At 62.7% G+C, this 21,448-nt stretch carries 23 protein-coding genes and 1 tRNA gene; 10 read left to right on the plus strand and 14 right to left on the minus strand.

The window, feature by feature from the left end; translation table 11 throughout:
* Positions 1 to 37: 37 nt before the first annotated feature.
* The 5 genes from LHFGNBLO_RS11380 to LHFGNBLO_RS11400 all read right to left on the minus strand — a co-directional run bounded on the left by LHFGNBLO_RS11380 (position 38) and on the right by LHFGNBLO_RS11400 (position 2,524).
* Positions 38 to 757 carry a helix-turn-helix transcriptional regulator gene (locus LHFGNBLO_RS11380; protein WP_258606953.1) on the minus strand — a complete coding sequence of 240 codons (720 nt, stop codon included), beginning with the start codon at positions 755 to 757 and terminating at the stop codon, positions 38 to 40.
* A gap of 73 nt (positions 758 to 830) precedes the next feature.
* Positions 831 to 1,241 carry a hypothetical protein gene (locus LHFGNBLO_RS11385; RefSeq protein ID WP_258606955.1) on the minus strand — a complete coding sequence of 137 codons (411 nt, stop codon included), beginning with the start codon at positions 1,239 to 1,241 and terminating at the stop codon, positions 831 to 833.
* A 21-nt stretch (positions 1,242 to 1,262) separates the two neighbouring features.
* Entirely contained in the window at positions 1,263 to 1,628 is a 366-nt protein-coding gene (locus LHFGNBLO_RS11390; protein WP_258606957.1) for a VOC family protein, read from the minus strand.
* 53 nt (positions 1,629 to 1,681) lie between these two features.
* Positions 1,682 to 2,272: a DJ-1/PfpI family protein gene (locus tag LHFGNBLO_RS11395; RefSeq protein WP_258606959.1), complete on the minus strand. Its 591-nt coding sequence runs from the start codon at positions 2,270 to 2,272 to the stop codon at positions 1,682 to 1,684.
* A gap of 84 nt (positions 2,273 to 2,356) precedes the next feature.
* Entirely contained in the window at positions 2,357 to 2,524 is a 168-nt protein-coding gene (locus tag LHFGNBLO_RS11400) for a hypothetical protein (RefSeq protein ID WP_258606960.1), read from the minus strand.
* Positions 2,525 to 2,803: 279 nt separating this feature from the next.
* Between LHFGNBLO_RS11400 and LHFGNBLO_RS11405 the strand changes: the two genes are divergently transcribed.
* The 3 genes from LHFGNBLO_RS11405 to LHFGNBLO_RS11415 all read left to right on the plus strand — a co-directional run bounded on the left by LHFGNBLO_RS11405 (position 2,804) and on the right by LHFGNBLO_RS11415 (position 5,620).
* Positions 2,804 to 3,757 (plus strand): ring-cleaving dioxygenase, encoded by a 954-nt coding sequence (locus LHFGNBLO_RS11405; protein ID WP_258606962.1) that lies wholly within the window; start codon positions 2,804 to 2,806, stop codon positions 3,755 to 3,757.
* Positions 3,758 to 3,828: 71 nt separating this feature from the next.
* The gene (locus LHFGNBLO_RS11410; RefSeq protein WP_258606964.1) at positions 3,829 to 5,370 is read left to right on the plus strand and encodes an ArnT family glycosyltransferase; all 1,542 of its coding nucleotides are present in this window, start codon (positions 3,829 to 3,831) and stop codon (positions 5,368 to 5,370) included.
* A gap of 67 nt (positions 5,371 to 5,437) precedes the next feature.
* Positions 5,438 to 5,620: a hypothetical protein gene (locus tag LHFGNBLO_RS11415; protein WP_258610056.1), complete on the plus strand. Its 183-nt coding sequence runs from the start codon at positions 5,438 to 5,440 to the stop codon at positions 5,618 to 5,620.
* Between the two features lie 22 nt (positions 5,621 to 5,642).
* Here LHFGNBLO_RS11415 and LHFGNBLO_RS11420 read toward each other — a convergent pair whose 3' ends face one another.
* The 7 genes from LHFGNBLO_RS11420 to tkt form a co-directional block, all read right to left on the minus strand.
* Positions 5,643 to 6,371 (minus strand): SGNH/GDSL hydrolase family protein, encoded by a 729-nt coding sequence (locus tag LHFGNBLO_RS11420; RefSeq protein ID WP_258606966.1) that lies wholly within the window; start codon positions 6,369 to 6,371, stop codon positions 5,643 to 5,645.
* A gap of 61 nt (positions 6,372 to 6,432) precedes the next feature.
* Positions 6,433 to 7,170, minus strand: coding sequence for a DUF899 domain-containing protein (locus LHFGNBLO_RS11425; RefSeq protein ID WP_258606968.1), 738 nt, complete (start codon positions 7,168 to 7,170; stop codon positions 6,433 to 6,435).
* Positions 7,171 to 7,299: 129 nt separating this feature from the next.
* Positions 7,300 to 8,325 carry a class I fructose-bisphosphate aldolase gene (locus LHFGNBLO_RS11430; RefSeq protein ID WP_258606970.1) on the minus strand — a complete coding sequence of 342 codons (1,026 nt, stop codon included), beginning with the start codon at positions 8,323 to 8,325 and terminating at the stop codon, positions 7,300 to 7,302.
* 85 nt (positions 8,326 to 8,410) lie between these two features.
* A complete protein-coding gene (locus LHFGNBLO_RS11435; RefSeq protein ID WP_258606971.1) occupies positions 8,411 to 9,607 on the minus strand; it encodes a phosphoglycerate kinase in 1,197 nt (398 codons plus the stop codon).
* Positions 9,608 to 9,719: 112 nt separating this feature from the next.
* Positions 9,720 to 11,609, minus strand: a complete 1,890-nt coding sequence (locus LHFGNBLO_RS11440) for a potassium/proton antiporter (RefSeq protein WP_258606973.1) — start codon at positions 11,607 to 11,609, stop codon at positions 9,720 to 9,722.
* A 208-nt stretch (positions 11,610 to 11,817) separates the two neighbouring features.
* Positions 11,818 to 12,828 carry a type I glyceraldehyde-3-phosphate dehydrogenase gene (gap, locus tag LHFGNBLO_RS11445; RefSeq protein WP_258606980.1) on the minus strand — a complete coding sequence of 337 codons (1,011 nt, stop codon included), beginning with the start codon at positions 12,826 to 12,828 and terminating at the stop codon, positions 11,818 to 11,820.
* A gap of 156 nt (positions 12,829 to 12,984) precedes the next feature.
* Positions 12,985 to 14,976, minus strand: coding sequence for a transketolase (tkt, locus tag LHFGNBLO_RS11450; RefSeq protein WP_258606982.1), 1,992 nt, complete (start codon positions 14,974 to 14,976; stop codon positions 12,985 to 12,987).
* Positions 14,977 to 15,236: 260 nt separating this feature from the next.
* Between tkt and LHFGNBLO_RS11455 the strand changes: the two genes are divergently transcribed.
* From LHFGNBLO_RS11455 to LHFGNBLO_RS11470, 4 genes are all read left to right on the plus strand, one after another.
* Positions 15,237 to 15,509 (plus strand): DUF4164 domain-containing protein, encoded by a 273-nt coding sequence (locus LHFGNBLO_RS11455; protein WP_258606984.1) that lies wholly within the window; start codon positions 15,237 to 15,239, stop codon positions 15,507 to 15,509.
* 20 nt (positions 15,510 to 15,529) lie between these two features.
* Positions 15,530 to 15,895, plus strand: coding sequence for a cell division protein ZapA (locus LHFGNBLO_RS11460; protein ID WP_258606986.1), 366 nt, complete (start codon positions 15,530 to 15,532; stop codon positions 15,893 to 15,895).
* Positions 15,896 to 16,113: 218 nt separating this feature from the next.
* Positions 16,114 to 16,773: a peroxiredoxin gene (locus LHFGNBLO_RS11465; protein WP_258606987.1), complete on the plus strand. Its 660-nt coding sequence runs from the start codon at positions 16,114 to 16,116 to the stop codon at positions 16,771 to 16,773.
* A 148-nt stretch (positions 16,774 to 16,921) separates the two neighbouring features.
* The gene (locus tag LHFGNBLO_RS11470) at positions 16,922 to 17,794 is read left to right on the plus strand and encodes an MBL fold metallo-hydrolase (RefSeq protein ID WP_258606989.1); all 873 of its coding nucleotides are present in this window, start codon (positions 16,922 to 16,924) and stop codon (positions 17,792 to 17,794) included.
* 202 nt (positions 17,795 to 17,996) lie between these two features.
* Here the strand turns inward: LHFGNBLO_RS11470 and rpoH are convergent, their stop codons facing one another.
* On the minus strand, positions 17,997 to 18,908 hold the full coding sequence (gene rpoH / locus LHFGNBLO_RS11475) for an RNA polymerase sigma factor RpoH (RefSeq protein WP_258606991.1): 912 nt from the start codon (positions 18,906 to 18,908) through the stop codon (positions 17,997 to 17,999).
* Between the two features lie 189 nt (positions 18,909 to 19,097).
* Positions 19,098 to 20,153 carry an RluA family pseudouridine synthase gene (locus tag LHFGNBLO_RS11480; RefSeq protein WP_258606993.1) on the minus strand — a complete coding sequence of 352 codons (1,056 nt, stop codon included), beginning with the start codon at positions 20,151 to 20,153 and terminating at the stop codon, positions 19,098 to 19,100.
* A 25-nt stretch (positions 20,154 to 20,178) separates the two neighbouring features.
* Between LHFGNBLO_RS11480 and LHFGNBLO_RS11485 the strand changes: the two genes are divergently transcribed.
* The 3 genes from LHFGNBLO_RS11485 (at position 20,179) to LHFGNBLO_RS11495 (ending at position 21,143) form a co-directional block, all read left to right on the plus strand.
* The gene (locus LHFGNBLO_RS11485; protein ID WP_258606995.1) at positions 20,179 to 20,556 is read left to right on the plus strand and encodes a fimbrial protein; all 378 of its coding nucleotides are present in this window, start codon (positions 20,179 to 20,181) and stop codon (positions 20,554 to 20,556) included.
* A gap of 14 nt (positions 20,557 to 20,570) precedes the next feature.
* Complete coding sequence (locus LHFGNBLO_RS11490) at positions 20,571 to 20,978, plus strand: VOC family protein (RefSeq protein ID WP_258606997.1); 408 nt, start codon at positions 20,571 to 20,573, stop codon at positions 20,976 to 20,978.
* A gap of 90 nt (positions 20,979 to 21,068) precedes the next feature.
* A tRNA-Glu gene (locus LHFGNBLO_RS11495) sits at positions 21,069 to 21,143 on the plus strand.
* Positions 21,144 to 21,448 lie beyond the last annotated feature (305 nt).

Below are 21,448 nucleotides of genomic sequence, written 5' to 3' on the forward strand. Positions count from 1 at the left end.
CTTCGAGCGGGCTTTTTATTGGCAGGATCTAGCGGCGTCAGGTCCGCGCCGCGCGGTCCGGTGCCATGCCATAGTCCTCGCTGCGCTCCACCGCACGGTAGAAATCGCCAAGCTGCTTGCCGCGCTCCGGCTTGAAGACGCGACCTGCGATGACCACCGAAGCGATGCGATCGATGCGGAAGGCGCGGAAATCGTCGCGCATCTCGCACCAGGCGACCAGCGTCCACACTTTGCCCCAGAACCACAGGCCCAACGGGCGGATGTCGCGGGCGGTGCCGCGGCCGGCCTCGTCGCTATAGTCGATGGTCAGCACCTGGCGTTTCTCGACGGCACGCTCGATCAGGTCGATCGCCTCGCGCGCGGCATCGCTCACCACCCACATCGGCGTGTGGATTTCGGTGCGGGCAATGCGGTCCTTTTCGGCGTCGGGTAGCACGGCGCCGATCTTGACCAGCGCCTCTTCAGCGGCGCGTGCCATGGCGGCACCGCCGAAGGCGCGCACCATACGGGCGCCGGCGACCAGCGCCACGATCTCGTCACGCGTGAACATCAGCGGCGGAAGGTCGAAACCCTCTCTCATCATGTAGCCGACGCCGGCCTCGCCGTCGATCGGCACCCCGGTCGACTGCAGATCGGCGATGTCGCGGTAGATGGTTCGCTCGGAAACCTCGAGCCACGTGCCCAGCTTCTGGGCGGTGACCAGACGGCCTCCGCGCAAATGCTGCACGATCTGGAAGAGCCTGTCGGCGCGGCGCATCGTATGGTTCCTCGGTGTTGTTCTTATGCATGTCGTGGTCCCAAAACCGGTTCCCACTTTTGGGCGACATGCACTATGGTTCCAGACCTTCGCGCTTGCGCTGCGCGGCGACGAATGCCGCGCCGAAGGACAGTTTCTTGGTGGTCGGCGTTTTCGCGTCGAGCACCCGCCAGAATGGCGCAATGTCGTTCAACGTCATGCCGCGTTCGAGATCCTCGTTGGCAGCCTCGGCGACAGTGCGCAGATGATAGCCGAGGGTGACCGGACATGTCACTTCGGCACCGTGCTCGATGGCGAGCGCGGTGCGCAGGGCACGGACATCCATGTCGACGCCCTTGGGAATTGTGCGGATGAAGTCATCGACTTGCCGTGCTGTCGGCACCAGCATCGGTTGGCCTTCGATGACATCGGCCATCGTGCGCGGCGTCGGCTTGACGGCGTGGATGCCGGGCGTGTTCAGCTTGTCATTCCAGCTTTTCACCATGCGCCTGGCTCCAATCTCACTTTATACAAAAAGGCTGAAACTGTTGCCGTCGGGGTCGAGGCAATAGGCGAATGTGCCGGCTGGGATGGAGATCGCCGGCGAGACGACCTGGCCGCCATTTTGTGTCACCCGCGCCATCGCGTCTTCGATGGGCGCTGCGACCGACAAATGAATGGTCGGCCCGGTTCCGGGTGCTGCTTGTTTTCCGGGATAGATGTGCCCGGACGCCATTCGTTCCTGGGCGGTGAACATGGCGATAGGGTTTGGACCACTCTCTTCGAGTGCCAGTTCGTTCTGCAGCACCGAGGCGTAGAAAGTCCGCGACCGGTCCATGTCAGTGACCGGTATCTCGAACCATGCCGATGCTTTTGCGGGAATGAAGGTCATATCTCTCTCCTGACACCGCTGCACTATCGCATGCTGCTCCTGACACCATACTGTCAGGAGCCTTCAGCATACTCCTTGGCGAACAACGCACGCATCTGCGCGAGATCGCTGCCTCTTTCGGGATAGAGCGTCTTCAAATAAGCCAGCGCGAACGTGCCAGGAGCCGAGCCAGGCGCGGAAACGACGCGACCGTCGGCCACGGCATAGGGCACGTCCTGATAGTTCTCGGCGCCAACGTAGCCTGCCTCGTTTTCGTTGATCCAGTCGCGACCGTTGCTGGTGTGTTTGACCTTGTCGAACAGGCCGGCGCGAGCCAGCGCCAGCGTGCCGGCGCAGATGCCGCCGACCACGCCGCCGCGGGTTGCAACCGCTGTCAGTAATCCGGACACGTCCGGTGGCGCATCGCTGGTCCACTGGTCGGAGCCGATGACCGCCACAGCGTCGAGATCGGCATTCTCCTCGGCCTCGGCGGAGCGATCGGGCGTCAGCCTGAAGCCGCTGGCCGAGGTCACCTGCTTGCCGTCCGGCGTCAGCGACACGGTGCGAGCACCGAACCATTCGACTGCCGACGCCGCCAGCAAGCCGTACTCCCAGTCGGCGAAGCGATCGATGAAAAGCACACCGATGACCTTCTGTTCAGGCATATGCTCGCTCCATCCTCGTGCACGCCGGACCTGTTATCTGGGTGCTGCGACGCCCGCATCCAACTGTTGCGGGCAAAAATCACCTCAATTGCCGCGGATGTGGCGGCCGTCATACATATCCGGCCAGCCGATGTCCTTGCGGATGTCCGCCGGCAGTGAGTTCATGAAACGCTGTGTGCGGATTTCGTTGCGCATCGTCCGGATCTTGCCGACGTAGTGCTGTACGCTGCTCAGGATCGTAAAACCGTTCATGACGACTCTCCTCTTTTCCGATGGAGGCACTATCTCACACCCCTCCTGACAGCAGTCTGTCAGGAGCTTTCAGGACTTTTGGCGAGCCTTGCCGCTCGTGCCAGCGTTGCGTTTGAGGAGCGCCGATTGTTCACTAGGAGTGACGGCTAAGGTGAAGGTCGTTCAGCTTCCAGCGACAGACTGTCGGCGTTTGCGGCCTTCAGCGACAGGGTCGGGGTTCTGATATGGAGGAAGAACAATTTTCGAGAGAGAACAGGTCCACGACCTGGGGAGACGACCATGAGCCTGCAACTGACAGGAATTCACCATCTGACGGCAATCACCGCGAATGCCCCCGGAAACCTTCGCTTCTACACGAAGACCTTGGGCCTGCGGCTGGTCAAGAAGACGGTGAACCAGGACGACACATCAGCCTATCACCTTTTCTACGCCGATGGAGAGGCGACACCGGGCACCGACCTTACCTTCTTCGATTGGCCGGTTGGACGCGAACGGCGCGGCACCCACAGCATCATCCGGACAGGCCTGCGGGTCGGCAGCCACGAAAGTCTTGCCTGGTGGAAGCAGCGCCTGGCCGGCGAGGGCATCGCGACCGAAGAGATCGGCGACATCGGCGGCTACCTGTCGCTTGATTTCGAAGACCCCGAGGGTCAGCGCCTTCGCCTTGTCAGCGATGGCGGCAAGGGCGACAGCCGCCCCTGGGCGCAAAGCCCGGTCCCAGCCGAGCACCAGATACGCGGGCTCGGGCCCATCGTCATCAGCGTTCCCGACATCACCAACACCGAAGCGGTGGTGACCCGGGTGATGAACATGCGCAAAGTGCGGGACTATGCCTCACCGGACGGTCAAGGTCAGGTTCATGTCTTCGAGATGGGAGAAGGCGGGCCGGCTGCGGAACTTCATGTCGCGGTGCAGCCTGGCCTTGCACCGGCCAGGCAAGGGGCGGGTGCGGTCCACCACGTTGCATTCCGGGCTCCGGACCAGGAAACGCTGCATCAATGGACAGCGCGGTTGGCCGAGTTTCGCCTGCCGTCAAGCGGCGAGGTCGAACGCTACTATTTCCGCTCGCTCTATTTCCGTGAGCCGAACGGCATATTGTTCGAGATTGCAACCGACGGACCGGGCTTCACAGCCGACGAGCCGCTGGAGACGCTGGGCGAGAGACTGGCCCTGCCACCTTTCCTCGAACCGAAGCGGGCGTCGATCGAGGCCGGCCTCAAGACGCTGGCATAGTGGCCCACAGCCCTGGCCGGCTGGCAGCGGGCCGCGGATGAAATAACGGAGCGCTTTGACAGCGGGCCGGGATGCTGGTCAAAAAGCGGCATGTCGAAACGCCTCACGCACCCGATCAGCCCATGACGGTCGGCCGGCTCATCAAGCCGGCCGGCTGGGCCGGAATGGCACAGAGGTCTGATGCCAGGACGCTGGCCGTTTTGTTGCTGGTGGCGATCTCGGCATCGCTTGCCTTTTACAACATCGACTTCCCGCTCGGCGTCCAGCCGGACGAGCCCCGCAAAGTGCTGTTTGCCGCGGGGCAGCACCACAATTACGCGCATCCTCCTTTGATGATCGTGTTGGCCCGGGTCGCCGCATGGCTTTCCGGTGCTTCCAATGAGCATGGCTTTCTGCTGGCCGGCCGGAGCGTCAGCGCCTTGGCCTGTGTCGGGGCAAGCGTCCTCTTCTATCTCGTTCTGCGACGATACGCGGACGACCTCAACGCCTTTCTGTGGACCTGTGTTTTCGCGGTGTCGCCGGCCATCGCGGTTCACGCGCACTATTTCAAGGAAGATGCGGTCCTGATCTTCGCCATCTGCGTCGGGCTGCATGCACTGGTGCGGTTGAAGGAGCAGGCAACCACATTCAATCTTCTCTACTTCGGATTTGCGCTAGGGCTCGCCGTAGCGGCGAAATATGTGGGCGCCGTGAACAGCCTCGGTCTCTTCATCGTGGCGATCGTCTACTGCAGACTTGACCCCAGACAAGGCATCATCATTGCCGCCACGGACGTGCTCACCATCGTCGCGATATTCGGCGTGTCGCTTTTGACTGAAGCCGGAAGCGGGCTTTCAACCGTGATCAAAGGCCTCGTCGAGGAACTGAAGCACGCTGAACGGGGTCACGATCTCAAGGAATGGTTCTGGGACGGCTATGGGCTTACACACTTTCGCTACCATCTGATCCCCAGTCTCACCGGACCGACGGCGGCTATCGCGCTAGGGGCGATCGCCATGGCCATCTTCGCCGACCGGAACAAACATGTCGCTGCCTATGCGGGCGCGGCTTTTCTCTGGCTCTTCCTGCTCGAACTGTCGCCGCTCAAACTGGTCGGCTTCATGCGCTACGTTTTGCCGGTTGTTGTCTATCTCCTGCTGGCGGCTGGCATCGCCTGTTCCAGGGCGATTGCGCCCCGAAGCCGCTTGGTCGGCGCCGGACTTGGGCTTGTCGCCATCATCGCGAGCGCCAATGCCGGCACTGCCTATGTCGCGAACATGGACTGGCAAAACGATACCCGCTTTGCAGCAATGCGCTTCCTTGAAAAGCAAGGCGTCACACGTTTCGCGGTGGATTATCCAATGGGAGAGCCGGCACCGAAAACCGAGGACTATCGTGACCTTTCGTCAGTCGGCTACCTCGTATCGCTGAAATTTCAACGATACCTGCGTGGCGGAGAGTTGAGAGAGCAGGATCCGAGGATATATGACCTTGCCGGCATGTTCCGTTGCCTCGATGGCCATATCGCGGCGCAATTCTCGAAACCATACGGTGACTATGGCTATGTCGCGCCTACGGTTAGGATCTACGATCTGCGGGCTGCGCGATCCTGCATCCCGCAGAGCGGCCCCTAGGCTCCCTGCAAGGTATGGGACGTCCTGGCTGCGGCGTTGTTCTGGAAGCAGGTTTTGACAGCCGGCCATGATGCTGGTCAAAGGCGGCATGTCGAAACTCCTCGCGCTCGTCATCATCGCCATGATGGTCATCCAGCTGATCAAGCCGCTCGGCTGGCCGGGGCTGAAGCGGCGCAGCGATTTCTGGAAGCTGGCGCTGCTGGCCATGGCGGCGATTTCGATCACGGCGGTGCTGGGGCATTGGACATAGGTTGGAGCCGGCCTTCCGCCTGCTACGCGGGATGTTGCTCACCCAGTACCAGCCTGACGAGATGCTCCGCCCAGGCCCGGTAGCCGGCCTCCGAGGCATGAAATCCGTCCGACGCAAAACCGGCCTCGGGGTCGGTGATCGGCAGGCGTGGTGCCGGCACCGCGCCGCGCTCGAAGCAAAGGCGCTCGCCCATCCGGTTCATCTCGACGGCACGGATTTCCAGGATCTTGCCGAGCAGCGGCGGCATTGCCGGCGCCCGGGTGAATTCCAGCACCGGCGACCACACGACGCGCGCCTCCGGCCATTTGGCGCGCAGCGCGTAGAGCAGGCCGCCAAACTCCTTCTTGAAGCGCGGCACCGAATGAAAATTCTTGGCGTCATTGGTGCCGATGGCAAGCACGATATGCGTCCACGGATCGGCCGACAGGTTGGGTAACACGTGGTCGCGGATCTGGCCTGAGGTTGCCGAATTGAAGCCGGCCGCCCGCCAGCGCACGGCGCGGTCGGTGCGTTGCGAAATCAGATCGGCCAGCTGCGCGGCGAGCCCGTTCTCGGAATTGCCGATGCCGACAGAGGCGGCGGAGGAATCGCCCAACACAAGAAGCGAGACCGCCGGCGTCTTGCCGGCGAGATCGTGCATGACCGGACCTTGCGCCGGCAGCATGCGCGTGGTGCGGCGGCGCACGCCAAGCCCCTGCCAGATGTAAACCGGGAAGGCGAGCCAGGTGAGGAGGACGAAAAGGCGCTGCATTATACCAGCCTTTAGCGCATGTGGGGCCGCAGGTGAACGACGCAGTGGCTGCCTTTTCACGTCAGCTGCAACAGTTCTCCCGTTCCGACGTGTCTGCGTACTCGTCGTGCAGCCGCACCCAGTCCATCAGGCCACGATAGGGGCCGGTTTCGTTACGACCCTTCGGCGTCATGTCGAGATAGTGGTAGGCGCCGATCAGCGGGTCGCCGCCGCGCGCGCGTGTCATGAAGGTCAGGAAGATGTCGCCGGCCTCATCCCGGTAGAACACGCTGGCGCCGGGCAGGTCCTTCGACTTCAGGGCGCGCTGTTCGAAATTGTAGACGGTGTCGCCCGACGCAATCTGCTTGTCGGTGAAGGAAACCTGCATGTCGAAGTTGAAGTCCGAGGCGTAGGACGACACCCAGTCAAATTTCCAGCCCATGCGCTGCTTGTACGGGAGCAGTTCGGCCAGCGGCGCGCGAGAGATCACGACCAGCGATACATCGTGATGCCTGAGATGCTGGTTGGCGCCGTCAATGTGATCGGCGAGAAACGAACAGCCCTCGCAGCGGTAATCGACACCCGGCCCGAACATGAAGTGGTAGACGATCAGCTGACTTTTGCTTTTGAACAGGTCGGCCAGTTTCTTCGGCCCCTGCTCGGTCTCGAAAACATAATCCTTCCTGATCTTCAGCCAGGGCAATTCGCGCCGCTCCGCGGCGATGCGGTCACGAAACCGCGTCAATTCCTTCTCGCGCGCCAGATGCGATTTGTGTGCTTCAAACCAGTCTTCCCGGGAAACGGCCTTGTTGTTCGACATGAATCTGCTCCTCTTCGAACCCAAGGACGTTCGGGCTCGACGCAAGCCGACACGACCGTCGCTTTTTTGGAGCGATTTTCAGGGCACACAAAATCCGGCCACACGGATCCGGACGCCGCAGATTTCCGGTCAGGCCGCTTGTTCCAGGCTCGCCTGCCATTTCCCAAGTGCTGCCAGATGGTTCATGCGGGCGCGATGGGCAAAGGCGGCCTGGCCGGCGGCGACGTTTGCCGCCTTGCCGCTCCACGCCTTCTGCGGTGCTGCCTGCAAGGCGCGGCCGTAGGAGAAGGTCAGCTTCCATGGATGCGGGCCGATGGCGTTGATGGCATTGAGGTTGGCTGTCGCTTCCTCGTCCGATTGTCCGCCAGAGAGGAAGGCGATGCCCGGTACTGCTGACGGCACCGTCTCGCGGAACAGCTTGATCGTCCTTTCGGCGACTTCCTCGGGGCTGCTCACCTTACCCGATTTCTTGCCGGCGAGGACCATGTTCGGCTTCAGGATCGTGCCTTCCAGCACAACGCGGGCGGCGTAGAGCTCGGTGTAGAGTTTCGTCAGCGTCGCCTTCGAGATCTCGTAGCAGGTGTCGATGTCGTGGGCGCCGTCCATCAGCACCTCTGGCTCGACGATCGGCACGATGCCGGCCTCCTGGCAGAGTGCTGCATAGCGGGCGAGCGCATGGGCGTTCGAGCCGATCGAGGTGGCGGATGGCACGCCCTTGCCTGTGTCGATGTCGATCACCGCGCGCCATTTGGCGAAGCGGGCGCCGAGCTTGTAGTAGTCGGCGAGGCGTTCGCGCAGGCCGTCGAGGCCTTCGGTAATGGTGTCGCCAGGAAAGCCGGCCAGCGGCTTGGCGCCGGCGTCGACCTTGATGCCGGGGATGGCGCCGGCCGCCTTGATGATGTCGACCAGCGGCGTGCCGTCAGCCGCCTTCTGGCGGATGGTCTCATCGTAGAGGATGACGCCGGAGATGTATCTGGTCATCGCGTCGGAAGCGCGGAACATCATCTCGCGATAGTCGCGACGGCTGTCGGCGGTGGATTCGACGCCGATGACGTCGAAACGCTTCTTGATGGTGCCGGAGCTTTCGTCGGCGGCCAGCAGGCCCTTGCCATCGGCCACGATCGCGGCGGCAATGTCTTCGAGACGTTCGCTCATTCTGCTTCTCCTGAAACGGTTGTTCCGCGCCTGGCAGAACACTACCGCCAAAGGAATGGCGCCGGAAAGCGTGAATCGCCTTGCCTTACTTCTTCAGCACGTCGACGCCGGGCAGCGGCTTGCCTTCCATCCACTCAAGGAAGGCGCCGCCGGCGGTCGAGACATAGGTGAAGTCGTCGGCGACGCCGGCATGGTTGAGCGCCGCCACCGTATCGCCGCCGCCGGCGACCGAGACCAGCTTGCCGGCCTTGGTGCGCGCCGCAGCGTGCTTGGCAGCGGCCACCGTCGCATGATCGAACGGCTCGATCTCGAACGCGCCGAGTGGCCCGTTCCAGACCAGCGTCGCGGCGCGGTCGATCCATTCGGCAATGGTTTTCACCGTCTTCGCGCCCACATCGAGGATCATGCCGTCGGCAGGCACGTCTGATATGGCGAGGGTCTGGCTGGCGGCGCCGGCCTTGAACTCCTTGGCGACGACGCCGTCGACCGGCAGGATGATGGCGCAGCCGGCCTCGGCCGCCTCGATCATGATCTGCTTGGCGGTCGGGGCCAGATCATGCTCGCACAGCGATTTGCCGACATCGGTGCCGCGCGCGGCGAGGAAAGTGTTGGCCATGCCGCCGCCGATGACCAGCGCGTCGACCTTCTTCACCAGGTTCATCAGCAGGTCGATCTTGCTCGAAACCTTGGCGCCACCGACAATGGCGACGACGGGACGGACGGGATTGCCGAGACCCTTTTCCAGTGCGTCGAGTTCGGCTTGCATGGTGCGGCCGGCGAAGGCCGGCAGCAGATGCGCCAGCCCTTCCGTCGACGAATGTGCGCGGTGCGCGGCCGAGAAGGCGTCGTTGACGAAGATGTCGCCATTGGCGGCGAGCTTTTCGGTGAAGGACGGGTCGTTCTTCTCCTCGGCCTTGTAGAAGCGGGTGTTTTCAAGCAGCAGCACGTCGCCCTTGTTCATGGCGGCAACCGCACTCGCGGCTATGTCGCCGATGCAGTCGGGTGCAAAGCCGACGGGGCGGCCGAGCACCTCAGCCGTCGCCTTGGCGATCGGTTCAAGCGAGAATTCGGGTGAGGGACCATCCTTGGGTCGGCCGAAATGAGCGAGCAGGATGACCTTGGCGCCCTTGCCGGAAAGCTCGGCGATGGTCGGTGCGATGCGCTCGATGCGGGTGGCGTCGGTGACTTTGCCCTCAGCGACGGGAACGTTGAGGTCGACGCGCACCAGCACTCGCTTGCCGCTGATGTTGCCGATGTCGTCCAGTGTCTTGAAGCCGGCCATGCTGGTCCCTTTCGCGAAAAATCGCCGGGACCTTACCCCGCGCCAACGACGATGCAAGACCTGCGACAGGGCTTCACGGAAAATATGACCCGGCGGCTGGTGCCGGGAGCGGTCAGCTCTCGCTTTGTGACTTTTCCACCACTGGCTGCGGAGCAGGTTCCACCTCTGCCTGCGTCTCGGCAATCTGCGTCTCGGTCGGATTGCGCCAGTTGCGAACAAAGGCACTGACGCGGTCGCCGATTTCGCCGGCGCTCAGGAAAACCGGCACCCGCGCCACCGGTGCGGTCGGCTCGAAGGAAAGGCCGAGGCCAGTGATCTTGCCCTTGTCGTCGACGTCGCGGACGATCAGTTCGATCGGACCAAGCAGCACGCGGTCGGCATATTCGGCGTGGCCGCCAAGCCGCGCCGTCACCAGGGCGCCGACGGTGAGCTTGCGTTCCGCCTCGGTCAGGCCAGGCGCATAGGCGGTTTCCAGCTCGGCGGCCGAGCGCGCCGGATCGACGGCAAAGGCGCCGAAGAAATCCGCATCCTCGGGATCGACCACGGCGCGGCTGGCAAACAGCTTGTCAAGCAGGCGCGGATAACGGTCCGGCACGAAGATATAGACCTGATCGCCGGCGGCGAGCCGGCCCATGTCCTGGAAGCGCATCGAGCGTCCGTCGCGCAACACCAGCGACGGCCGCGCCCAGCGCGGGATGCGTTCGCCGCGCGCCACCGGACTGCCAGGTGCTACACGGTAGGCGAGAAGCTCGTGATGGGCGGAGCCCGGCAGTTCGAGCTCGACCTTGTCCAGTGGTCCCAGCCGCGCCGGCACGATCAGGCCGAGACGGCGCGCCAGGGGTCCGACGGTCCAACCCTGGATGACCAGCGACACCAGCACGACAATGAAGGCGATGTTGAAGATGAGGCGGCCGTTCTCCAGGCCACCGAGCAGCGGGGTGATGGCGAGCAGGATGGAGACGGCGCCGCGCAGGCCGACCCAGGAGACGAAGGCGACCTCGGGGCGCGGCAGGCGAAACGGGATCAGGCAGAGCCAGACGGCGACCGGCCGGGCGATGAATATCAGGAACAGGCCGAGCAGCACCGCCGGCACCATGATCGCTGGAAATTGCGATGGCGTCGCGAACAGGCCGAGGATCAGGAACATGATGATCTGCGCCAGCCACGACATGCCGTCCTGGAAGCGCTTGAGAATGGTGACGGCGCGGATGTCGGAATTGCCGGCAACCAGGCCGGCGAGATAGACCGCCAGAAAGCCGGAGCCACCGATGGCGCCAGCGGCGGCGAACACCATCAGCGACAGTGTCAGCACGAAGATCGGCAACAGGCCGTGATCGAGATTGAGGCGATCGACGAGGCGCACGATGGCGAGGCCGCCCAGAATGCCGACGATGGCGCCGATCCCCATGTTGAGAAGGAAGCCGAGGACGAGGTCGGTGACCAGCACCTTGGCCTCGGGATTGGCGTTGACGGCGATGATCTCGACCAGCGTGATGGTAAGGAAGATGGCAATCGGGTCATTGGTGCCGGATTCGACCTCAAGCGTCGCCCGCACCCGCTCGCGCAGATTGATTTCGCCGGCGCGCAAGAGGAAGAACACCGCCGCGGCATCGGTCGAGGCAACGGCGGCGCCGAGCAGGAAGGATTCCAGCCAGGTGAGATCGAGCATGTAGTGGGCGGCGGCGCCGAACAGGCCGGTGGTCAACATGACGCCGACGGTCGCCAGCGACAGCGCCGGGCCGGCTGCCTGCCGCAAGGCGTTGAGCGGCGTGCCAAAACCGGAATCGAACAGGATCACGGCGAGCGCCAGTGAGCCGGCAAAATAGGCCACCCGGGCATTGTCGAACTCGATGCCGAGGCCGTCGGTTCCGGTGGCCAGACCGATGCACAGAAACAGCAGCAGGAGAGGGGCGCCGAAGCGGAAAGCGATCAGGCTCGAAAACGCCGCGGCAACGACAAGCGCGGTGCCAACCAGCGTGACGAGATAGATCGCATGCTCCATCCGTGATTTGCCCCTCGAATTCCTCTTTCTCCCGATTTACGGGAGAGTGGGGCGAAGGCATGGCCAGCGCAAGGCGGGAGGGTGGTTTTTTGGTCTATGCCGCTGATTTTCTGGCGGTTTGGCGCTCAAGGAGCGCTGTACGATGTGCCGATAAAAAAACGCCCGGACAAAGCCGGGCGTTTCAGGTCGCGCAAAGATGGTTTTGCGATCAGGCGATGGTCTTGCCGAAGGCGACTGATGTGTCGCCCATGCGGTTGGAGAAGCCCCATTCATTGTCGTACCAGGACAGAACCGAAACGAAGTTGCCGTCCATCACCTTGGTCTGGTCGAGCGCCATGATCGAGGAACGCGGATCGTGGTTGAAGTCGATCGAGACGTTCGGATGATGGGTGACGCCGAGGATGCCCTTGAGCTTGCCGTTGGAGGCTGCGATCACCGCGTCGTTGATTTCCTGGACGGTGGTCGAACGCTTGGCGATGAACTTGAAATCGACGACCGAGACGTTCGGGGTCGGCACGCGGATCGAGATGCCGTCGAGCTTGCCCTTGAGGTCGGGCAGCACAAGGCCGATCGCCTTGGCCGCGCCGGTCGAGGTCGGGATCTGCGACAGGGCAGCGGCACGGGCGCGGTAGAGATCCTTGTGCATGGTGTCCAGCGTCGGCTGGTCGCCGGTATAGGAATGGATCGTCGTCATCATGCCCTTCTCGATACCGACGGTCTCGTGCAGGACCGCTGCCAGCGGCGCCAGGCAGTTGGTGGTGCAAGAGGCGTTCGAGATGACGATGTGGTCCTTGGTCAGCTGGTCGTGGTTGATGCCATAGACGACGGTGAGGTCGGCGCCTTCGGCCGGGGCCGAGACGATGACGCGCTTGGCGCCGGCGGTCAGGTGCGCGGCGGCCTTGTCGCGGGCGGTGAAGATGCCGGTGCATTCGAGCGCGATGTCGATGCCGAGTTCCTTCCACGGCAGTTGCGTCGGATCCTTGATCGCGGTGACCTTGAATGTTTCCTTGCCTACGGTGATCTGGTCGCCGGAAACCGACACTTCATGCGGGAAGCGGCCATGCACGCTGTCATAGCGCAGCAGATGCGCATTGGTCTCGACCGGGCCGAGGTCGTTGACGGCGATGACATCGATGTCCTTGCGGCCGGATTCGTGGATGGCGCGCAGGATGTTGCGGCCGATGCGGCCGAATCCGTTGATGGCAACTCTGACAGTCATTTTTCTCTCCCTGGGAGCTGGAAGGCAAATTGGTCCGCAGCTTCATAGCGGCGGACGGGCAAAGAATCCAGCCATGGAAGGCATGGATTTAAATCGATTAGGTTGAGCCAGCCCGCGAAATAGCCTGAAGCAGTTTCGCGGGCCAGCCTCAATCCCTTACTTGCCGTGCAGGCGGGCTTCCGCCGCCTTCACCGTCGCTTCGGCGGTGATGCCGAAATGCGGATAGAGCTGTTCGATCGTGCCGGAGGCGCCGAAGCCGGTCATGCCGATGAAGATGCCGTCGGTGCCGATGAAATGATCCCAACCCTGGCGAATGCCGGCTTCGATGGCGATCTTCAGCGGCGCCGAGCCGATCGTCTTCTTGCGATAGTCGGCGCTCTGCTTGTCGAACAGTTCGAAACAGGGAACCGAGACGACGCGGGTCGGATGGCCGTGTTTCTCCAATGCCTCGCGCGCGGCCAGCGCAATCTCGACCTCGGAGCCCGAAGCAAAGATCGTCACCGCTGCATCGCCGCTGGCGGCGGCCAGCTCATAGGCGCCGTAGCCGCTGAGGTTCTTGGTCACGAATTCGGTGCGCACCGTCGGCAGGTTCTGCCGGGTCAGCGCCAGCGTCGACGGCGTCTTTTCCGATTCGATGGCCAGCTGCCAGCATTCGGCGGCCTCGACCGCGTCGGCCGGGCGGAAGACATTGTGGTTGGGAATGGCGCGCAGTGCGGCCAGATGCTCGACCGGCTGGTGGGTCGGGCCGTCTTCACCCAGACCGATGGAATCATGGGTCATGACGAAGATCGAACGGATGCCCATCAGCGAGGCAAGCCGCATCGCCGGACGGGCATAGTCGGAGAAGCACATGAAGGTGCCGCCATAGGCGACGAGGCCGCCATGCAGCGTCAAGCCGTTGAGCGCAGCCGCCATGCCGTGTTCGCGGATGCCGTAGTGGACATAGCGCTGGCCGTAGTCGTCCGATGTGATGTTCTTGGTCTGGCTGGTCTTGGTGTTGTTGGAGCCGGTCAGGTCGGCCGAGCCGCCAATGGTTTCCGGGATGGCGCCGTTGATGATTTCGAGCGCCATTTCCGACGATTTGCGGGTGGCGACCTTCGGCTTGTCGGCGCTCAGCTTCTTCTTGTAGTCGGCGATGACGGCGTCGAAATTCGCCGGCAGCGTGCCACCGATGCGGCGTTCGAACTCAGCCTTCAGCTTGGCATCGGCCTTGGCGAGGCGGCCCTCCCAGTCGGTGCGTGCCTTGACGCCGGTCTTGCCGGCGCCACGCCACGCGTCGAGGATGTCGGCGGGAACTTCGAAGGGAGGCGAATCCCAGCCGAAGAATTTCCTGGCACCGGCGATCTCGTCGGCGCCGAGCGGGGAGCCGTGCGCCTTGTTGGTGCCGGCCTTGGTCGGCGCGCCGAAGCCGATGGTCGTCTTGCAGGCAATCATCGTCGGCTTGTCGGAGTGGCGGGCCGCCTCGATGGCATAGGCAATCGCTTCGGGGTCCTGGCCGTCGATGTGGCTGGCGTTCCAGCCCGACGCCTGGAAGCGTGCGACCTGGTCGGTGTTGTCGGCCAGCGAGACCGGGCCGTCGATCGAGATGTTGTTGTTGTCCCAGAAGACGATCAGCTTGTTGAGCTTGAGATGGCCGGCAAGCGTGATGGCCTCCTGCGAAATGCCTTCCATCAGACAGCCGTCGCCAGCCAGCACATAGGTGTAGTGGTTGACGAGGTCGTTGCCGAAGGCGGCGTTCATGATGCGCTCGCCGAGCGCGAAGCCGACCGAATTGGCGAGACCCTGGCCGAGCGGGCCGGTCGTCGTCTCGATGCCGGCGGCATGGCCGTATTCCGGATGGCCCGCTGTCTTCGACCCCAATTGGCGGAAGCTCTTGATCTGGTCGAGGGTGATGTCTTCGTAACCGGTCAGATAGAGCAGTGAATAGAGCAGCATCGATCCGTGGCCGGCCGACAGGATGAAGCGGTCGCGGTCGGCCCAGTGCGGGGCCTTCGCATCGTATTTCAGGAAGCGCGTGAACAGCACCGTGGCGATGTCGGCGCAGCCCATGGGCAGGCCCGGGTGGCCGGACTGGGCCTTCTCGACGGCATCCATGGAGAGAAAACGGATCGCATTGGCCATCCGGTCATGTTGTTCACGCGAGGTCATGCTTCCTCCAATGTGGGGGTTTGGGGCCTTGGGAGAGCCTTTGAAAAGGTGCGCGACACATAGCAGGCGCGGCTTTTTAGTCAACAAACCGGTGCGTTTTTGCCGGTCTTGTGATGGTGGCGATCCCAGTACATTAGCGATAGCGGGGGACAGTCTCGAGAGCTTTGTTGACGTCACCTTCACACGGCGCCTAATGTTTCCTGGATAACGCGTTCTGAATGCGAATGATTCGGTGATGGGCAGGGCACAGGACGAAGGCCATGACCGGGGAAACAACACTCAAGGAAGTCATCGCCAGGCTGGGCAAGGCCATCGATGGGCTGGAAAACGCCGTTGCGGCCAAGCTCGAGCATGAGCGGGATTATTCCGAATCCGAGGCCGAGGTGCAGCGCATGAACGCCGATCGTTCGCGGCTGGCGCAGGAACTCGACAATTCTGAAGCTCGCGCCGAACGGCTGGAAGACGCCAACAAGGAAGTGTCGCGCCGACTGGTGACCGCCATGGAAACCATCCGCGCTGTGTTGGACAGATAGGGGCTGGACAGGTAAGGCCAATGGCACAAGTCACGGTTTCCATCGATGGCAAGCAGTATCGAATGGCCTGCGATGAGGGCCAGGAAGAACACCTGATCGACCTTGCCGAGCGCTTCGACCGCTATGTCTCGCATCTGAAGGATTCGTTTGGCGAGATCGGCGACCAGCGGCTGACCGTCATGGCCGGCATCATGGTCATGGACGAGCTTTCTGAACTGCAAAAGCGCGTCAAAGGCATGGAAAGCGAAGTGCTGACGCTGCGCAAGACGCGCGACGACGCCCTGACCAAGGCCGACAAGAACGATTCCGTGCTGACCGGTGCGCTTGGCGCGCTGGCCCAGCGCATGGAAGATCTGGCGACGAGCCTGGCGGTGAAGAAGGCCTGACGCCGCGCAAGCGATGCGCAGTCGGTGACCTCGGCAGCATGAAAATGCTCATGGCGCCGCCGACAAGAGTTTCAAATTATCTCGCAGCCTGAATTTTTGCGCTAAGATGCAGCACGCCGGAGGGTGGGCGTCTTGATGGCGGCATTGCCTGTTGCCCGATGCTCTCCCTGCCGACGGCATCTGTCTACAAAAGCATCTGTTTACAAGGGGAGTGTGCCATGAGCCTTCGTATCAACGATATCGCGCCGGACTTCACTGCCGAGACCACGCAAGGGCCGATCGGCTTTCACCAATGGATCGGCGACGGCTGGGCGGTGCTTTTCAGCCATCCGAAGAATTTTACGCCGGTCTGCACGACCGAGCTTGGCACGATGGCCGGGCTAGAAGGCGAGTTCAAGAAGCGCAACGTCAAGATCATCGGCATTTCCGTCGATCCGGTCGTGAGTCATGAAAAATGGCAGGCTGACATCAAGACGGCGACCGGCCATTCGGTGAACTATCCGCTGATCGGCGACAAGGACCTCAAGGTCGCCAAGCTCTACGAAATGCTGCCGGCCGGGGCTGGCGAGACGTCGGAAGGCCGCACGCCCGCCGACAATGCCACGGTGCGTTCGGTCTACGTCATCGGCCCCGACAAGAAGATCAAGCTGGTGCTCACCTATCCGATGACGACCGGCCGCAACTTCGATGAAATCCTGCGCGTCATCGATTCCATCCAGCTGACGGCCAAGCACCAGGTGGCGACGCCGGCGAACTGGAAGCAGGGGGAGGATGTCATCATCACCGCCGCCGTCTCCAACGAGGATGCGATCAAGCGTTTCGGCGCCTACGACACGATCCTGCCCTATCTGAGGAAGACCAAGCAGCCGACTGCCTGAACGGCCAACAAGTTTGGGAAGGATTTTCGACTCTCTTGCCTCCGCGAGGCATGGGGTGCTTGACTGCGTCGAACCGAGACAACCATGCTCTTCTTTGGCTCAGGCAGAGAAAATCATTCCTGTCCGAGCGGGAGGTGAGGGGGCCGGATTGAGCGCAGCATCGGCCAGGCCAGAGGTCACCGGCTTCTACGACAAGCCGACGGGCGCCATCCAGTATGTGGTCGCCGACATGGCGACGCGGCGATGCGCCATCATCGACCCGATCCTCGACTTCGATGAGAAGTCCGGCGCAACGGGCACGAAGAATGCCGACGCCGTACTCGCTTTCATCAGCGAGAACGGGCTGGAGGTGGAGTGGATCCTCGACACCCATCCGCATGCCGACCACTTTTCGGCGGCGTATTATCTCAGGGGAAAGACCGGAGCCCCGACGGCGATCGGCGAGAGGATCGCCGATGTCCAGGACTTGTGGAAGGTCATCTACAACTGGCCGGAATTTCGCGCCGACGGCTCGCAATGGGACAGGCTGTTTGCGGCCGATGAAGTCTTTTCGGTCGGCAACATTCCGGCAAGGGTGCTTTTTTCGCCGGGCCATACGCTGGCGTCGATCACCTATGTGATCGGCGACGCCGCCTTCGTCCACGACACGCTGTTCATGCCCGACAGCGGCACGGCAAGAACCGACTTTCCCGGCGGCAGCGCGGCGCGGCTGTGGCACTCGATCCAGGATATTCTGGCACTGCCGGACGCGACCCGTGTTTTCGTCGGCCACGATTACCAGGCGGGAGGCCGCGAAGCCCGTTGGGAGAGCACGGTTGCGGAGCAGAAGACTGCAAATATCCATCTCGTGGCAAGCCGGACAGAGGCCGACTTCGTCGCCTTGCGCGAGGCCCGCGACAGGACGCTGCCGATGCCAAGGCTGATCCTGCATGCGCTGCAGGTCAACATGAATGGCGGCCGCCTGCCGGAACCGGAATCCAATGGCCGCCGCTACCTGAAGATTCCGCTGGATAGCCTTTGACGGGTCGGGTTCAGGGCGGGAGTCGATGCTGCCTGCCGGGACTCAACGTTCCGGAGTAGGCGTCGTCGGCGAAATCGCCAATCTTCCCCGCAAGGAGGGAGATCGGATGTCGCCTCGGCTTCTCACCAACCACCGAACCAACAAAGAAAAAGCGGCGTCAGTTTCCTGACGCCGCCGTTCTATTTCGTTGCCGATGCTTGCGTTACGCCGCCGGCTGGACTTCGATGGTGCGCAGCGCCTGCATCTGGCGCTTGGCCGCGGCCTTGACCGCGTCCTGCACCTTCTCGAAGGCGCGCACCTCGATCTGGCGCACGCGCTCGCGGCTGATGTCGAACTCGGACGACAGTTCTTCCAGTGTCAGCGGCTCCTCGGCCAGGCGGCGCGCCTCGAAGATGCGCCGCTCGCGTTCGTTGAGCACGGCAAGAGCGCCGGACAGCATTTCGCGCCGGTTCTCCAGCTCGTCCTGCTCGATCAGCATCTCTTCCTGGCTTTCGTGGTCGTCGACCAGCCAGTCCTGCCATTCGCCGGATTCACCTTCGCTGGCGCGGATCGGCGCGTTGAGCGAAGCGTCACCCGACAGGCGGCGGTTCATCGACACGACTTCCGCTTCCGACACGTTCAGCCTTGTGGCGATCTCGGTGATCTGATCGGGCTTCAGGTCGCCATCGTCGAGCGCCTGGATCTTGCCCTTCACCTTGCGCAGGTTGAAGAACAGGCGCTTCTGGTTGGCGGTGGTGCCCATCTTGACCAGGCTCCACGAGCGCAGGATGTATTCCTGGATCGAGGCCTTGATCCACCACATGGCGTAGGTGGCGAGGCGGAAGCCACGCTCCGGTTCGAATTTCTTGACGGCCTGCATCAGGCCGACATTGCCTTCCGAGATCACCTCGCCGATCGGCAGGCCGTAGCCGCGATAGCCCATGGCGATCTTGGCAACCAGCCGAAGGTGGCTGGTGACGAGCTTGTGCGCAGCCGTGGTGTCCTCATGCTCAGCGTAACGCTTGGCGAGCATGTACTCTTCCTGCGGCTGAAGCATCGGAAAGCGGCGGATTTCTTCCAGGTAGCGGCTGAGGCCGCCTTCGCCGGAAACAATGCTGGGTAGTGACTGGGCCATGATAGCGCCCCCTCTCTCTTGGAGTGATGCCCCCGAAACGCGGCGGGCATGTGACGCGGACGCCAAAAGGCTCATCCGCGACAACGAATTTATATAGGAACAAAACCAGAAAAGACAGGCATTTGTTCAACACGAAACAGTGTGTCACGCCAAAGTGAACAACGCCGGTCAGGTTTTTGATGGTTGGGTTCAGAGCTTGCGAAAGCCTTCGACGAGTGCCTCCATATCCCTCGGTAGTGGTGCTTCGAACCGTAGGGATAAATGGGTAGTGGGATGGCGAAATGCAAGGAGGCGGGCATGCAAAGCTTGTCGTGGAAATGCCTTTACCTCGCCCTTCAACGGCTCGGGTAGCCGGTTGGCCTTGGTGCGAAAGGCCTGGCCATAATCGGGGTCGCCGACCACCGGATGGCCGATATGGGCCATGTGGACGCGGATCTGATGGGTGCGGCCGGTTTCCAACCGGCATTCGACCATGCTCGCCGTGGCAAATTCCTGTTGCTGTTCGCCAAAGCGCTCGAGCACGGTGAAATGGGTGATCGCGTGGCGGGCGTCGTCGCGCCCTGCGGGCACCACGGCGCGGCGCACGCGGTCGGCGGCGCGGCCAAGCGGCGCATCGACCTTTCCCGTCGGCCTCGTCGGTATGCCCCAGACCAGCGCCAGATAGGCGCGTTCGAGATCGCCGGTCAGGCCATGATCGGCAAACGCCTCCGACAGCGACTTGTGGGCACGATCGGTCTTGGCGACGACCATCACGCCGCTGGTCTCCTTGTCTAGGCGGTGGACGATGCCCGGCCGTCTCACGCCGCCAATGCCGGAAAGGCTGTCGCCGCAATGGTGGATCAGCGCGTTGACCAGCGTTCCGGTCCAGTTGCCGGCGCCGGGATGCACGACCAGCCCCGCCGGCTTGTTGATGACGATCAGCTCGTTGTCCTCGTGGAGAACATCGAGCGTGATCGCCTCGCCTTGCGGCGAGGCCGGCTCGGGTTCCGGCATGTCGACCGACACGCGGTCGCCGGCCGCCATCTTGCGCTTCGTCTCGTCGACCGGCTTGCCGCCAATCTTGACCGCGCCCTGCCTGATCAGCATCTGCACCCGGCTGCGCGACATGTCCGGGCCGAGTTGACCCGCCAGCCACTGGTCGAGCCGCTGGCCGGCCGCATCAGTGCCTGCTTCCAGGACGGTCGATACACCCTCGGTCAATTCATCCCCTATTAATTTGGGGGTCTCTTCGTTATGAGCGCTCATCGAAAAAGTTCCGGAATGTTTTGCCATGGCCCTTGCCGACGAAGACGAGGAAAAACCGCTCGACCCCGGGGTCGAAAGCGTGCGGAAGAAACTCGTGCGCTTCATGGCCATCAATCTTGGCCTGCTGTTCCTCGCCCTTATGGTGGTGATCGCAGCCCTTGTCTACAAAGCCCGCAACGCGCCTCCCGCCAACCCGCCGCTGGCCAGCGACATCCCGGTGCCCGCCGGCGAACCGCTGACGGGCGACATCGTGTTGCCGGTCGGCGCGAAAATCGTCAGCCAGTCGCTGTCCGGCAACCGCATCTCCATCGACGCCGAGCTCGCCGACGGCAGCCGTACGGTCTTTGTCTACGACATCGCTGAGCGCCGCATCGTCGGCCGTTTTGCGATCCGCAACAGATAACTGGGCCGCAACAGATGACCGGGTTTGCAGCACATCGCAGCATTGCCACAGTCGCGCTCGTCGTCGCGGACTATGACGAGGCGATCTCCTGGTATGTCGGCAAGCTTGGCTTTGTCCTCACCGACGACATCGATCTCGGCGAGAGCAAGCGCTGGGTCACGGTGACCCCGGCGAACGGGCAAGGCGCGCGGCTGCTTCTGGCCGAAGCGTCCGACGAGGCGCAGAAAAGCCGCATCGGCAACCAGACTGGCGGCCGGGTCTTTCTGTTCCTCGAAACCGCTGATTTTGCCCGCGACCATGCGGCGATGCTCGAAAACGGCGTCGAGTTCCGCGAAGCACCGCGCCATGAGCCCTACGGTACAGTCGCGGTTTTCGCCGATCTCTATGGAAATCTCTGGGACCTGATCGAGCCGAAACGCTAGGCCCGCGACCGGCAATTCCCCGGCACAACTGATTGTCCGCAGCCCCGTTGCTTTTTCCCAGCCGTCAGCCTATATCGCCGGTTCTTGAACGCGCCCATCGTCTAGCGGTCAGGACACCGCCCTCTCACGGCGGGAACAGGGGTTCGATTCCCCTTGGGCGTACCAGCAATATCAACAACATGACGACAATCCGAGATTTGCGGTCCCGATAAGGGACCCGAAATGCACCGCTGCGCAGCACTCAGTCTGCCTTAATGGGCTTCCAGCCACGCCTTGGACGCCTCGACGTCAGGCACGACCGTTCGGAGAAGAACGCAGGACCGAATACGTCGAATATCCGTAGGCGAGCACTGTCGGACGCCCGGCTGCTTTTCAAAATTCCGTGCTGCGAGAAGAAACGATCCGGGAGATTATCTGACACCAGCAGCGGCAGACGGCCAACGCCTTCGGCCGCGGTGAAGAAGTAGCAG

This window comes from Mesorhizobium sp. AR10 (assembly GCF_024746795.1).
Classification (GTDB): Bacteria; Pseudomonadota; Alphaproteobacteria; order Rhizobiales; family Rhizobiaceae; genus Mesorhizobium.